The following is a 13,584-nucleotide window of genomic DNA, read 5'->3' on the forward strand; positions in this document are numbered from 1 at the left end:
CACGGCGATGCGACGCCGGAGAGACCGCCGCGACCGTCACTCGACTTTGTATTGATCGGCCAATCGCTTCAACGTATCCACGTCCTCCTCACGCAACCCGCCGCGACGTTCGATCTCGATCTGGGCCTCCCGGCCGGTGGTCTTGTCCCGCGCGGTGACCACGACGCGCCCCTGCGAAGTGAACGCGTACGAGACTTCGACGGGCGATCCCTTGGGCAACCCGTGCGGCAAGTCGACGATGCGGCACTTGCCCAAAAGTGAGCAAGCGAACGGATCGGGCGCGTCGCCCTCGAGCACCTGCACCGTTATCCGCTCTTGATCGTCCTTGGAGGTCTTGAAGATGCGCCGGACTTCAATGGGGATGCGACTGTTGCGCGGAATCATGACGTGATTGACGGTCTTGCCGCTCTTGGGATCCAAGGCCACGATGCCCAGCCCGTGCGAATTGACGTTCTCTTGCTGCACGATGGACAAGCGCCGCCGGATGCGTTCCGCTAATTCGCTTTCCTCGCCGCGATACTTGGCCTCCAGAATGGCCGCGTGGATGGCGGCGCCCTGCGCCACCGCGGTGTGGGGCGAAATGCCGGTATACGGCTTGCGCTGCAACAACTCCTCGAGCATGCGCGGCACCTGGGGCATGAGCGTCGATCCGCCCACCAGCACCACCGCTTCCAAATCCGCCGGCGCGACGCCGGCCTCGTCCAACACCAGCATCGTAGTGTCCGCCGTCCGCTGCAACAGGTCGGCGGTCAATTCCTCGAACAATTTCCGCGTGACCGGGGTGTCCATGGCCTTGTCGCCGAACCGCACGTGGATCACCGTCTCCTCGCGATCGGTAAGGTCGATCTTGGCCAGGTCGCAATCGTTCCGCATGATTTGAATCTGCTGGGCCGACTCGCGGGGGTCCACCCCGTGCCGCTTCTTGAATTCCTCGGCACAATAGTCCAGCAAGCGATCGTTCCAATCGACGCCGCCCAATTGCACGTCGCCGTCGGTGGCCAGCACGCGAAAGTGGGTAGCCGTGTACTCGACCAAGGTCACGTCGAAGGTACCGCCGCCCAGGTCGTACACCAACACCTTGCGGGGCGTGTCGATCTTGACGTCGGGATTGCCCAGCACGCCCTCGTGCCATGCGTAAGCCAACGTGGCGGCAGTCGGCTCATTCATGATGTCGATGACGTTCAGCCCCGCGATGCGACCGGCGTCTTCGGTGGCCTTACGCCGGGCGTCGTTGAAGTAATAGGGCACCGTCACCACCGCATTGCCGATCGTGCCGATCCGCCGCTCGGCGTCCTGCTTGAGCTTTTTCAGGATCAACGCCGAAATGAACTCCGGCGAGATTTCCCGACCGTCGAACGTACGGCGAAAGTCGGGCACGCCCATGTACCGCTTGATCCGTTCGACGACGTTTTCCGGCGACTCGAAGGCGGCACGCTCGCGGCGCGGTCCCACGATCACGTGACCGCTCTCCGCCAACAAAATCACGCTCGCCGTCAACTCATCGCCGTCGTCGTTGGGCAACGTTACGGGGTTGCCCTCGTCGTTCAAAATGGCGATTTCAGAGAACGTCGTTCCCAGGTCAATGCCGACGGTGTGGCCAGGTTCAAATTGCATAGCGATTGTTCCCGAGAATACGAAAAGCAGGAAATCCCGACGTCGTGGACACATGAATTCCGCGGAAAAGGTGCGCCGCTCGATGTTCGGCGATTCCGCGGGACGGGCCTCCTGCCTCGCGGCCGAACGAATCCTTCCCGTTCGACCAGGACGTTCCCTCAGTCAACATTTGGGGCGGTCTTTCGGTTCCCACCGCCGCCTTTTCTTCTACCTTAACAAAGAATCTACGTCTTGCAGCACATCATCCACCGATTTCTCTTTTTTCTCCTCCTTCTTTTCCTCTTTCTTTTCCTCTTTTTTAGGCTCCGGGGTCTCCGGTGATTTCGGCTCCGCGGGTTTCACTTCCGCCGGAGCGGCGGGCTTCGCCTCCGGCTTTGCTTCCGGTGCGGCCTCCGCGGCGGACGGCATGGGAGCGGGCGTCTCCGCCTTTGGTTCGGCAGTCGGCGGTTTCGGCGGTTGTTCGGCGGGCGCTCCCGCGGGCTTCGGGGCCGGTTTCGCCGCCGATTCCTGGGCCGACGAATCCGATTCACTTCCGAGCGACTCGGCTTCCATCTCCTCGACCGCAGAAAACTTCGTACCGTTGAGGATACTCAAAAACGCAGGCTTCGCCAAATCGATCACGTCGGAATTGGCCCAAAGCTGAAAGCGGTATCGCCGTCCTCCGCGGACCGTGTCGAAATAAAGCTGGTCCAAGATGGTCCCCAGGCTATCCTTGACCTTGACCCGCCGCTGGTAGACAACGCCGATCATTTGCCCGATCCGCGCGGGCTGAATCGTGCCGCTTCGCCCCGCGGCTTCCATCTCGGCAGCAACATATTTCACATACTGCCCGATGTTTTTTTCCGTCACGTTGCGAAATTGAGCACAGTCCTCGACCGTCACCACGACGGACGGATACGGGGCCGACGGATCGCTCTGAAAGCGAACGACGAACTTAGCGCTGCGGGGCGAAACCGCCCAACTCTTGGGCGGCGCCATCTCCAACCGTCCCTCGTCCAATAGCGGCAGGTAGTCGCCCAGCGGCGGCATGTCGGGCTGGGCAAGATCGGGAACGGACGGTCCGGCGGCGGGCTCTGATTTCTCCGACGACGTCTTGGAACAACCGGATGCCGGCCCCCAAAGCACCAGGGCCGCCATCATGACGGGGACGATCCAATGCGGCTTTTGCATCGTGTTCCTCCGGATCCTGGCCGGCACAGCGTTGTTCACCGGTCGATCGACACGGTCCCTCCACGGCGACGACGGGATATCCCGGAACGTCCTCCGACGTGAACCAACACGACGGCGGATCGGTCGGAGTCATGACGCAGGACGAAGACGGCCCGTCGATCGTCCGATCGCCTCACGACTCCACTTCCACCTGTTGTTTGACAAGCTGCACGAAATGCGGCACCTTTTTGCTCTCGGTCAGCTCTTGCGCCGCCTTTTCGGCGTCGGCACGGCGGGAATAGTCGAAAGTTTGAACCTGAACCATGGTCTGATTGAAGACTCCCCACACCGCCACCAACTTGTAAGTCTTCGCGGCCTTGGCTCGGCTCTTTCGGGGAGTTTTAGCGGCGGGCTTCTTCGCGGCTGCCTTTTCTTCTCCGCCCTCGCCCATCAACTCCTTACTCTTTTCCGCCGCCTCCGCCTGTTCGCGTAACGCTTTGCGATCCAGAACTCTTCGCGCCATCGCCAGTCCCCTCGAAAAAGGAAAAACCCCATCGCAGAAGAGAGAATAGCCCCCACCTCAGCGATGGGTCGGGACACCCAGCGTTTATGATACTCTATTTCATCCCAGATCGCCAGCCTCAACCCCACGCGCGAAGGGGCATTGGACCATCTATTCGAACCGCCTCGACCCATCCTCCTAAAGCCTCAGGATCATCACCCTCTTTCGCCCGCCGGGAGCGAAGTGTGTGTGGCGGCGGAGTAGTCTGCGGCAATTCTGAACCCGAGGTACTCCGCCAAGCCGGCTAGTCACCGCCTTTCTCGATGCGAACGACCAGGGAACGGCGAAACTCCGGTAGCCTGAGGACGGCGCCGCACGGCACGGGTTCGCTCTCGTGGTCGGTCCAGGGATCGTAGAATCGGGCCGTGGTCATCTGGTCCGACGATCCCAACAACGCCAGGTCCAGTTCGGCGTCGCGAATCGTTGAGGGCGGGCGTTTTTCCGCCAACTCCGTCCGCCAGGTATTCTCCCGATCGCGGCACCACAAGAGCGTGAGACGACGCCCCTCCAGCCCTAGGACCAACAGTCGGGGGTGCGGAACCTCCACTGGCTGAAACCCCTCGCGAATCGGGTTCACGTCGCGGATGGCACGGCGGAAGCGTCCGAATTGCCACCACAAATCGTTTCGGTCCACGTAAACGTCCCAATGCCAAATATGCCCCGGTCCGGCCGCTCCCGCAAAAAACGGCGCGAACAACACGTCGTGAAGCAGGATGCCGTCGCGGTCCTCGGCGTACAGCTTGAAAGGACCGCTGTGGGACGGTTCCACGGCCCCGCTCTCGGCCAGCAGAACGGGCTTCTCCACGCCGAAGGACCGAATATCGCGAACCGCCTCGGCGGCAAGCACCGCGACCGGACCGTGGCACACTTCCCAAGCCGCTCCGAGATCCAGATAACGATGGACTTGCAGCACGTCGTTGCCCGGCAAGAGGCAAAGACGCCGATACCGCTCACGTTTATTCTCGTGATCGTAACTCCCCAGGCTCTGCATGGCCAAGTTCTTTGGAAAGAGTCGATGCAACTCGGGCAGCATCTCGGCCGCCCACGGTTCCCAGACATCGACCCGAACGGCGTCCATTTCGTTCCATAGCTCCCAACCGAAGACGATGGGATCGTCGCCGTAGCGATCGGCATACCAGGCCAATTTGCGTTGGTAGGCCTTGCGGCCCGCCTCCCCGCGAAAGAAGTCGGCCGTATCGAGGGCGGGACCGCCGTTCGCCTTCAAGTGCAGAGGTTTGGCCGCCCAGGCTTGCGTGCCCTCGCCCAAATGCCGAAAGTGCTCCGTGCACAGCTTTAACCGTATTCCATACTTTTTGGCCAGGGCGAACAAGGCGTCGATCCTCTGCGCCCGCTCTTCGTCGAACTCACCGCTGCGAGTATGCTCCACATCGAAAAAGGGGTTGCTCAACCAGATTCGCGCGTAATTGCCGCCCTCCGCGGAAAGCTTGGCGAACCACTTCTCCAGCCCCGGCAGACCGTCGGCAGGGGCGCCGCACAGATTCAAACCGATCGGAATGTACGGGGTTCCGTCGGTCAACTCGAAGTATCGAGCGTTGTGCGGGCTGACCCTTACGTACTCGCGGAGAGAATCGTCGGCGGCCTCCGCGGCGGCGACGGTCATCGCACAAATCGCGAGCATGGCGGTTCGCCGGAGCGAAAGAGCGCAGACCACGACGAGACTCGTCAGCGTTTTCACGATGCCATCCCCTTTCAAAGTGCTATTACGCGGTGTGAAGCGGATCCGAAGGGAGTCGTCCGCACGGACATACTGACGGAATAACGCGCGCCGTGCCTCGTCCCGCTGGAAGCACGGACATCATAATCGCCAAGTCCGCAACGGTTCAAGCGATTCGGCCGATCCCACTTCCGGCAGAGAGAAGCCGTATAATTACAGTACCTTTGGCTACGGAGGATGCCGCACGATGTCCGACGGAGAAGCCCCGCGAGAAACGTCACCCGCCGCGCTGAAAGTGCGAAGTTTTCCGCACAAGCCGGGCGTCTATTTGATGAAGGACGAAGCCGGTCGCGTCATCTACGTGGGCAAAGCCAAGGACCTCAGAAACCGAGCAGGCAGTTACTTTCTCAAAGCCGCCGCCGTCGATCCCCGCACCGCCCAACTTGTCCGCGAAATCCGCGATATCGACTACTTAGAGGCGGAAAGCGAAGTCGACGCCGTCTTGATGGAAGCGCGGCTGATCAAGGATATCCAACCCAAGTTCAACCGCGAGTTGAAGGACGACAAGACCTTCCCCTATTTGGAGATCCACATCCGCGAGGATTTCCCCCGCGTGCTCTTCACCCGGGAACCCCAGGAGCGAGGCACCAAGCTCTACGGTCCTTTCACCAGTCCCCGAGCCTTGCGGGGCGCGATTCAGGTGCTGCAAAAGATTTTCAAGTTTCGCACGTGCAATTTGGACATCGACGAGAGCGATCCGCGTTGGCGGTGGTTTCGCCCCTGCCTGCTGGCCTCCATTCATCAATGCACGGCGCCGTGCAATCTGCGAATCAGCAAAGAGGACTACCGCCGGTCGATCCGCCGTCTCCAGCGGTTCCTGGAAGGGCATAAGCAGGATTTGCTGCGCGACATGCGCCGCGAAATGAAAGAGGCGGCGGCGGCCCTGCGATTCGAGGAAGCGGCCAGACTCCGCGACGAGATCGAGTTCCTGGAAAAACTCGACGAGCGCGGCAAACTCGATGTGCACGTACAGCCGGAGGTTTTCCACGTGGATCCTCGCAAGGGATTGGCCGGCCTGCAAAAAGTGCTCAAGCTTTCCGTCCCGCCGCGGATCATCGAAGGAATGGACATCGCTCATCTTGCCGGCAGTGAGACCGTCGCCGCGGTCGTGCAATTCTTGGACGGCCTGCCGTTCAAACCCGGTTACAAGCGATTCCGCATCCGTTCCGTGCAGGGCGTGGACGACTACGCCTCGATCCGCGAGGTCGTCCAGCGGCGTTTTCAACGCCTGCAAGACGACGCCGACGAACCGCTGCCGGACGTGCTGTTGATCGACGGCGGGAAGGGGCAACTCCACGCTGCGATGGCGGTGCTGGGCGAGATGAGGCGTCGCCCCGCCGCGGTTCTGGCCCTGGCCAAGCGAGAAGAAGAGATCCACCTGCCCGATTCGCCGGAACCGATGCGATTGAGTCGGCATTCCTTCGCGCTGCGCCTGTTGCAATACGTTCGCGACGAGGCCCATCGGTTCGCCCAACATTACCACCACCTGCTGCGGAAGCGGTCCACGTTGGGGGGCAAGGACCGCTGACCCCTCGCAGAGGCAACCCGCGGTGAAATTAGGGCTGCAATTCCATCGACGAGCGCCGGTCCGTGAATCCGACCGGAATTCCTGTTACACTAGCGATTGATGCTCGAGTTCGGTTCGGTGCCGGCGGTATTCCGTCAGGGCCGCGCCGTGATCGTAGCGCAGAGCGCATCCGAACCAGGGTGTGCGTCGCCGTTGTTTTTTCCGCGATCATCCGGGAAGACCGGACGACCGACTCCGCAATGTTGTTCGAGGGAAAACCGGGAAATGTCGAAGCACCGCACCTCACGTCGTCGTTTTTTGCAGAGCACCGCCGCCTTGGGCGCCGCCGGGCTTATCCTGTCGCCGCGGCGGTTCGCGAAGGGTTTTGAATCCGCGAACGAGCGGCCCGTCTTCGCGACCATCGGGCTGCGCAATCAAGGCTGGGCGATTACCCAGAAGACTATCGGTTTCGCCGACTTCGCGGCCTTGGCGGACGTCGATGCCAAAGTCTTGGAAGAGAACGTTCAAAAGACGGAAAAGGGGCAAGGCAAGAAGCCCGACGCTTACAAAGATTACCGCCGTGTGCTCGACCGCAAGGACATCGATGCGGTCATGATCGCCACGCCCGACCACTGGCATACCAAGATCGCCGTCGAGGCCATGTATGCCGGAAAGGACGTATACTGCGAAAAGCCGCTGACCCTGACGATCGACGAAGGCAAACTGATCGAGAAGGTCGTCAACGAGACCGGGCGCGTGTTTCAGGTCGGTACCATGCAGCGGACCGAATGCGACAAGCGTTTCCTGTTGGCGGTGGCGCTGGTGCAGCACGGCCGAATCGGCAAGGTGCAAAAGGTCACCTGCGGTATCAACGGCATGGAAAGTTCGCCGCCCATCCCCGAGGCGCCGGTTCCCGAAGGCCTGGATTGGGACTTCTGGCTTGGTCCCGCGGAAAAAGTCCCGTACCGGGCACTGCCCGAACTGCGGACCGGCTACGGCGGCGGCGTGCCCCTCTACAGCAACTGCCATTACTCGTTCCGCAATTGGCACGAGTATTCCGGGGGCAAACTGACCGACTGGGGGGCCCATCACGTGGACATCGCCGTATGGGCCTTGGGCGCGAGCAACACCGGCCCCAGCAAGGTCACTCCGCTCGACTACGCCTTGGCCTGCGAGTACAAGGACGGCTATCCCGTCGTCCACGATCGCTACAACGTGGCCACGCAGTTCAACATCCGCGCCGACATGCCTGGGGGTGTGGAATTGCTGATCACCAGCGAAGGCGACAACGGCATCCTCTTCGAGGGCACGGAGGGTCGCTTCTTCGTGAATCGAGGCAGGATCAGCGGCAAGCCCGTCGAAGACCTCCAAGACAACCCGCTGCCGGAAGACGCCCTGGAGCAGCTCTACGGCGGCCCGATCAGCGCGAACCACAGCGTCAACTTCATCGAGGCGATGAAATCGCGGAAGCAGCCCATCTCCGACGTGTGGTCGCACAACCGCATGCTGGAGATCTGCCACCTGTCCAACATCGCGATGCGTTTAGGCCGAGAGCTTCGCTGGGATCCGGTCCAACGTGAGATCTTGGGCGACGCGCAAGCCAATGCGTTCCTCTCTCGGGAGAGTCGCAAAGGATACGAGATTAAGATTTGAAGCCGCGGGCACATCGCTTGCGAAGGAGATGGCCGGACGCCGGTGCGCCGCCGACGTCCCCTCGACTCCCGCAAGCGTCCGCCGTGGGGCGGATTTTGCCCGCCGCCGCGAATCGATGCGCGAATGGAGAAAGAAAATCGGCCGGCGAACCGCTTCGCCGGCCCTTCTCGTTTCTTGGAGCCGCACGGACGACGCTTCACTGGAAGCTCGTTAATCCGAACAGCACGAGGGAAATATCAATTGGGGAGCCGCATCGTAGCCGTCGGCGTTCCCAGGGGCGAAACACCGAGCTACTGCACAGATCACTGTCCTGGGGCCTGCTGGGGCGAATCTTCCAACTCGAATTTGTATTCGTTCTTCTTGCCAGCTTCTACCGTCACCTTCAGCGGGCTGGTGGTTGACAGCTTGTAGATCGGCGGAAGGAGGTCCTTGGTCGTCATAACGTCCTCCATGCCTCCCTCCGGCTTGGGAATCTTCTCACCCGTGGGAACCAGCTCCGACTTGCTAACCGTGACGACGTACTCCCCAGGAGCGGCCCCGGTCTTGCTCCCCGTCCACAAAGAGAACTCGCCGGCCTCATTCGTTTGCCCCGCCGCCGGCAACCCCTGTCCTCCCTTGACCGGGCTGAACATTACGGCAGCCTGGGCCACGGGTTGACCGCGGTATGTCACGACCCCCTTGACCTGCCTTGTTGAAGGGCCGGAATCCCCGCATCCCCCTAGAGCGATCAGCCCCGCCGTCAGCAATGCCGCCAATCCCATGCGTCTCACGAGCAAGTCTCCTTGAGCTTTACATCGATTCGAGAGTAAGCTGCAAGAGCGACCCCATACCGAGATCACTCTTGCACACTTCCTCGCACAGAAATCCGCCACGTATCACCGTTTGGGGACGTCGCCGTGCGGCCTTCCGCAGACGAAGTGTTTCAGCGACGTCACGGCGCGGTAATCGATTCGCCGGAAGCCCGCGTTCCCAAGGCTCCCCAAACCCCGTACGTGGACGGCCCGGTGTATTGGTGCGGATCATTCGCCACGAAACCCGGAAAACCCTCGCCCAGCTTCAAGGTGGGGTCCCCGGCATCGATCGTTTCGCTGATGAATCGCACGGAGCCATCGACGAATGCGACGTTGACGCCGCCCGGGTGATAGCTCGAGGCCGTGACCAAGGCTTCGCGTTCGCTGGATCCGCACGAAGGAGCATTGGGCGGCAAGCAGGTGAAGAACACCGCATATCGATTCCGCGAATCGGCCCAACGCCGACCCTTATTGTTTGCCGTGGGAGGCAGCAACGTATTGACCGAGGATCGCTGAGTCAAACACACGGCAGGCGCCTGTCGGACCGCAACGACTCCCGTGGCCACCCCGGACTTCACATCGGTATCGCCTGCAATCGAGTCCTGATTGCCGACGCACGTCTCCGAAATGAAGGCGGTGTTGCTGGTACCGTCGTTAACGGAGGCCATGTCGATGATCACCCAGTCTCCGGGGCCGAACAGCCCGCGGCTTTCCCGCCACGTGTCGCCCACCACGACGTCCCCGCGATTGCCCACGTAGTTGGCGCAGCCGAGGACGTTCGTCCTTTGCGACGTATTGGCCCGGGAATCGGAGGGGCAGACGAACCCGGAAATGTAGGTTTCAAAGGGATTCGGCTTCCCATCCAACATGTTGTCCGTAGCCCAAACCAGCGGAATATTGCAATTCCCGTCGCCGGTGAGCCACTGATACGGATTCATCGTGGACGCCGCCTTGCAGTAGCCGGTGACCTGATCGAACAGTGCGCGTTGCTCGATATAGGGTAAGAGGGACACGCGAAATGAATACACGTCCACCACATCGATGCGGCTCGTGGTACCGTTTCGGGTAAAACCCTTGACCCAGAAAGGATCGTTGGTTCCGCACGGGAACCGCTTGTACACATCGTGGAAATTGTGGGCCGCCAGGGCCAACTGCTTGAGATTATTCGTGCACTGACCGCGGCGAGCGGCCTCCCGCGCCGCCTGAACCGCGGGCAGGAGCAATGCGATCAAGATCCCGATGATCGCGATAACGACCAGCAGTTCCACTAGCGTGAAACCGCGCGGCCAGCACCGCTTAACATAGCCACCTCGTTGCTGTTGCTCTCTCATGAACCCACTCTCCTTTCATGCGCAAATCATGCACAAACCGAGAAGAAATACACGCGCCAACCGGCACAATTATGCCTGCTATGTCTGCGACACAAAGGACATTCTATCTCGCATACAGAAGCCATTATATCCCACATAACATACACCGTCAACACAATTCCACATGGGGGTGCGGCTGATAGATCGTGGCAAGTTTAGGCGGCTTGTTGGAGATGGGCAGACCACAGGGCGTCGAAGCGGCCGTCGTAAAGGGCGGCGCGGAGGCGCAGGATGGCCTCCGCCCGACGACGACGCCAGTTGCGCATCCCGGCCTGTTTACAGCGTGCCCCCACCAGGCACTTGCAGGCCGACTCGACCGGGCCGCTGCCGATCGGCAACCCCGCCGCACGGTAGCGGGGATAATCCATCCGCTCCGCATTGTTCTTCAGATACACTCCCAGCTTCCGCAACGCCTCCCGCTTGGTCGGCGCACGCAACTGTTTCTGCAAGGCGGCAATCGCCACGCGCGCCTGCCGGTGCCCGCCTTCCCACAATTCTGAGAGCCGCTCCTTCGCCCAAACCTTCGCTTCCTCCGTCCCCACACCGAATACATCATGAGCCGCTTGGTGGACGTTCTCGCTCAAATGGTACCAGTTTACCGCCCTGCGAATTGATCTTGCCCTGTGAGCGGCGGTGAGTCAAGCTGTTGGGGCCATGGATGGTCGACGCCCCACCTACGACGAGTTGCTGGCGGAGAACGCGGCGCTCCAGGAGCGGGTCGCCGAACTGGAGGCGCGGAATGCCGAACTCGAACGTCAGGTCGCCCGGCTGACCGCGCAGGTCGAGTCGCTGCTCAAGCGGCAGGCGGAACTTCTCCAGCGGCTGGAAGAGAAGGAGCGTGGCGGCAAGCGGCAGGCCGCGCCGTTCTCGAAGGGGCCGCCGAAGCCGGACCCGAAGCCGCCTGGTCGCAAGCCCGGCGATGACTACGGACAGCACCATCGCCGCGCGATCCCCGAACAGCCGCCCGACGAGGTCTACGACGTGCCGCTCCCGCCGCAGTGTCCGAAGTGCCATTCGAGGCAGCTGGTGGACGAGACCACGCAGCCGCAGTGGCAGACCGACCTGCCGACCCGGCCCATCGTGCGGCGGTTCGACATTCACTGCGGCCACTGTGCCGACTGCGGCGCGCGGGTGCAGGGGCGACACGCCCTGCAGACGTCCGACGCCCTCGGTGCGGCCGCGAGTCAGCTCGGTCCGCACGTGCACGCGGCGAAAGCGATCCTCAACAAGGAACTCGGCCTCTCGCACGCCAAGATTGCCCGGCTGATGCAGCTCCTGTTCGGCATCACGCTCAACCGCTCGACGTCGTGTCGCTCGATCCTCAGAACAGCGGCGAAGTGTCAGCCCGCCTACGCCCGGATCGAAGCCAAAGTCCGCGGCTCGCCGGTCATCAAGAGCGACGAGACCGGCTGGAAGCTGGGCGGGGTGCTGCACTGGCTGCATGTGGTGGTGAGTGACGACGCGGTGCTGTACCGCATCGATCGTCGCCGCGGACACGAGGTGCTGGCCGAGATCATCGGTCTCGACTACGCCGGCACATTGATCCACGACGGCCTGGCGAGCTACGGCCAGTTCCGGCGGGCCCGCCATCAGCAGTGCCTGGCGCACCTCCTGAAGCGCTGCCGCGAGTTGCTGGAGACGGCGACCGCCGGCGCGGTGCGGTTCCCGCGCGCCGTGAAGAAGCTGCTCCAGCGGAGCCTGTCGGTGCGGGACCGGTTCCTCGCCGGGCATCTGACCCCGGCGGGGCTGTCGTCGCTGCGCGGCCGGCTGACCGCGGCGCTCGAACGGTTGGTGACGCCGGTCAAGCGTCATGCCGGCAACGAACGGCTGGCGGCGTTCCTGGAAAAACATCGACCTGACGTGTTTCGCTTCCTGACCGCTCCCGCGGACATCCCGGCGACGAACAACGAGAGCGAATTCGAACTGCGGTTCAACGTGATCGCCCGAAAGCTCAGCGGCGGCAACCGCTCCGAGGCCGGCCGGCTGGCCCAGCAGACGCTCCCCTCGATCACCCGCACCTGCCGCAAATTGGGCCGTGAACCCTACGAGTTCCTCCGCCAGACCCTCTGCTCACCCACCCCGCTCCCGCTCTACACCACGAACAGGGCGGTAAACTGATACCTCAAATGATACCAATCCAAGACGGGCACAGCCTCGGGAAAGTGGAAGGCCGCCAATTCCCACAGCCAGTGCGCGCCGTCGCCCAAGAACACACGTTGCGACGCTTGGCCGTAGCCGGTGCGATAGGCCTCCAGAAACAACTGCCGGCCAAACTCCTCCAACGACAAAAACCGGGCGAACGTCTTCTGCGCCAGGGTGTTCTTTTCCCCGTCCAGGGCCCGCACCCGACCGACACAAATCTCTCGCCACTCGCCTTCCGCGTGAATCATGGCCCCATCCGCATACACCGCCACCACGGGAGCATGGCACGTGGACTGCGGCATCCTCTGGGCTTGCTCCGCGGGCGACAACCCAAAGAACGTCTGGCGTTGAGCGTCCTCCTGGGCCAAGAGCATCTCACCCGCCGTGTGCGCGATCTGCTGGATCGTTTGCTTGCTCAGTTCCACGCGGTGGTCCGCACGCAAGACCGTCTGCACTTGTTCCGCCGGTATCCATGCCATGAGCCGGGCCACCACTTTCGCCAACGGCCAACTGACGCCGTGGCCGGCAAACCGCAACCGCGCATCGTGCGGATACCATTCCTCTTCACAACGATCACAACGCCGCCGGGGACGCCGGCATTTCACGTCGCCGAAAGTCGTCGCCACCGTGCAAGGCGGGCAGCCGCGATGCCGCATGGACTCCCCACAACACGGACACTTCGGCAACGCATCCGACGTGTTCGCCGAATCCGCCCACGCCTGCAAGGCTTGATTGCCCAGGCCGTGGAGGCCCTCGCTCAAGACCTGCTCCGCTTTCTCGAAGTCGTCCACCTTGACCGGCATCGCGTCCAATACGCTGTCAAACTTCTCGTGCAGTTGACGACGCTGCTCTGCGCTGAGTACACTCCTCATCACGATTCCTTTCAGGGTGTTAGGGGAACTTCCAACAACGCAAACCTCTAACACCCTGTTTTACTTATTCCCCCCAATCGCGCAACAGCATTTCAGCCGCACCCGGACATGGCTGCGACTATTAGCACGCAAAGATGACAAAATACCCATTTACTCTCTAGCAATAACATTTAGTTTTATATTCACGAT

11 protein-coding genes are annotated in these 13,584 nt (G+C 61.9%); 3 read left to right on the forward strand and 8 right to left on the reverse strand.

Annotation, left to right across the window (positions count from 1 at the left end):
- Window positions 1-36 precede the first annotated feature (36 nt).
- From ACYQ6J_RS04350 to ACYQ6J_RS04365, 4 genes are all read right to left on the reverse strand, one after another.
- Window positions 37-1,614, reverse strand: coding sequence for an Hsp70 family protein (locus ACYQ6J_RS04350; protein WP_460182971.1), 1,578 nt, complete (start codon window positions 1,612-1,614; stop codon window positions 37-39).
- 207 nt (window positions 1,615-1,821) lie between these two features.
- A complete protein-coding gene (locus tag ACYQ6J_RS04355; RefSeq protein ID WP_460182972.1) occupies window positions 1,822-2,784 on the reverse strand; it encodes a hypothetical protein in 963 nt (320 codons plus the stop codon).
- A gap of 172 nt (window positions 2,785-2,956) precedes the next feature.
- Window positions 2,957-3,286, reverse strand: a complete 330-nt coding sequence (locus ACYQ6J_RS04360) for a hypothetical protein (RefSeq protein ID WP_460182973.1) — start codon at window positions 3,284-3,286, stop codon at window positions 2,957-2,959.
- 283 nt (window positions 3,287-3,569) lie between these two features.
- A complete protein-coding gene (locus ACYQ6J_RS04365; RefSeq protein ID WP_460182974.1) occupies window positions 3,570-5,021 on the reverse strand; it encodes a glycoside hydrolase 5 family protein in 1,452 nt (483 codons plus the stop codon).
- Between the two features lie 226 nt (window positions 5,022-5,247).
- Here ACYQ6J_RS04365 and ACYQ6J_RS04370 point away from each other — a divergent pair, with 226 nt between their 5' ends.
- Window positions 5,248-6,588, forward strand: a complete 1,341-nt coding sequence (locus tag ACYQ6J_RS04370) for an excinuclease ABC subunit UvrC (RefSeq protein ID WP_460182975.1) — start codon at window positions 5,248-5,250, stop codon at window positions 6,586-6,588.
- 264 nt (window positions 6,589-6,852) lie between these two features.
- Window positions 6,853-8,220, forward strand: a complete 1,368-nt coding sequence (locus ACYQ6J_RS04375) for a Gfo/Idh/MocA family protein (protein ID WP_460182976.1) — start codon at window positions 6,853-6,855, stop codon at window positions 8,218-8,220.
- Between the two features lie 302 nt (window positions 8,221-8,522).
- Here ACYQ6J_RS04375 and ACYQ6J_RS04380 read toward each other — a convergent pair whose 3' ends face one another.
- The 3 genes from ACYQ6J_RS04380 to ACYQ6J_RS04390 all read right to left on the reverse strand — a co-directional run bounded on the left by ACYQ6J_RS04380 (window position 8,523) and on the right by ACYQ6J_RS04390 (window position 10,923).
- On the reverse strand, window positions 8,523-8,990 hold the full coding sequence (locus ACYQ6J_RS04380; protein WP_460182977.1) for a carboxypeptidase-like regulatory domain-containing protein: 468 nt from the start codon (window positions 8,988-8,990) through the stop codon (window positions 8,523-8,525).
- 161 nt (window positions 8,991-9,151) lie between these two features.
- On the reverse strand, window positions 9,152-10,342 hold the full coding sequence (locus tag ACYQ6J_RS04385) for a DUF1559 domain-containing protein (protein WP_460182978.1): 1,191 nt from the start codon (window positions 10,340-10,342) through the stop codon (window positions 9,152-9,154).
- Between the two features lie 194 nt (window positions 10,343-10,536).
- Window positions 10,537-10,923 (reverse strand): hypothetical protein, encoded by a 387-nt coding sequence (locus ACYQ6J_RS04390; RefSeq protein ID WP_460182979.1) that lies wholly within the window; start codon window positions 10,921-10,923, stop codon window positions 10,537-10,539.
- Window positions 10,924-11,035: 112 nt separating this feature from the next.
- Between ACYQ6J_RS04390 and tnpC the strand changes: the two genes are divergently transcribed.
- The gene (gene tnpC, locus ACYQ6J_RS04395; RefSeq protein WP_460182980.1) at window positions 11,036-12,499 is read left to right on the forward strand and encodes an IS66 family transposase; all 1,464 of its coding nucleotides are present in this window, start codon (window positions 11,036-11,038) and stop codon (window positions 12,497-12,499) included.
- On the opposite strand, the gene ACYQ6J_RS04400 is transcribed toward tnpC, so the two are convergent.
- The gene (locus ACYQ6J_RS04400; protein WP_460182981.1) at window positions 12,472-13,395 is read right to left on the reverse strand and encodes a hypothetical protein; all 924 of its coding nucleotides are present in this window, start codon (window positions 13,393-13,395) and stop codon (window positions 12,472-12,474) included. The genes tnpC and ACYQ6J_RS04400 overlap by 28 nt on opposite strands.
- Window positions 13,396-13,584 lie beyond the last annotated feature (189 nt).

It is taken from the genome of Thermopirellula anaerolimosa, assembly GCF_054657335.1.

Coding starts and splice junctions, on each gene's coding strand:
- ACYQ6J_RS04350 (WP_460182971.1), bottom strand. CDS start 1,614: ATGCAATTTGAACCTGGCCACACCGTCGGCATTGACCTGGGAACGACG.
- ACYQ6J_RS04355 (WP_460182972.1), bottom strand. CDS start 2,784: ATGCAAAAGCCGCATTGGATCGTCCCCGTCATGATGGCGGCCCTGGTG.
- ACYQ6J_RS04360 (WP_460182973.1), bottom strand. CDS start 3,286: ATGGCGCGAAGAGTTCTGGATCGCAAAGCGTTACGCGAACAGGCGGAG.
- ACYQ6J_RS04370 (WP_460182975.1), top strand. CDS start 5,248: ATGTCCGACGGAGAAGCCCCGCGAGAAACGTCACCCGCCGCGCTGAAA.
- ACYQ6J_RS04375 (WP_460182976.1), top strand. CDS start 6,853: ATGTCGAAGCACCGCACCTCACGTCGTCGTTTTTTGCAGAGCACCGCC.
- ACYQ6J_RS04385 (WP_460182978.1), bottom strand. CDS start 10,342: ATGAGAGAGCAACAGCAACGAGGTGGCTATGTTAAGCGGTGCTGGCCG.
- tnpC (WP_460182980.1), top strand. CDS start 11,036: ATGGATGGTCGACGCCCCACCTACGACGAGTTGCTGGCGGAGAACGCG.
- ACYQ6J_RS04400 (WP_460182981.1), bottom strand. CDS start 13,395: ATGAGGAGTGTACTCAGCGCAGAGCAGCGTCGTCAACTGCACGAGAAG.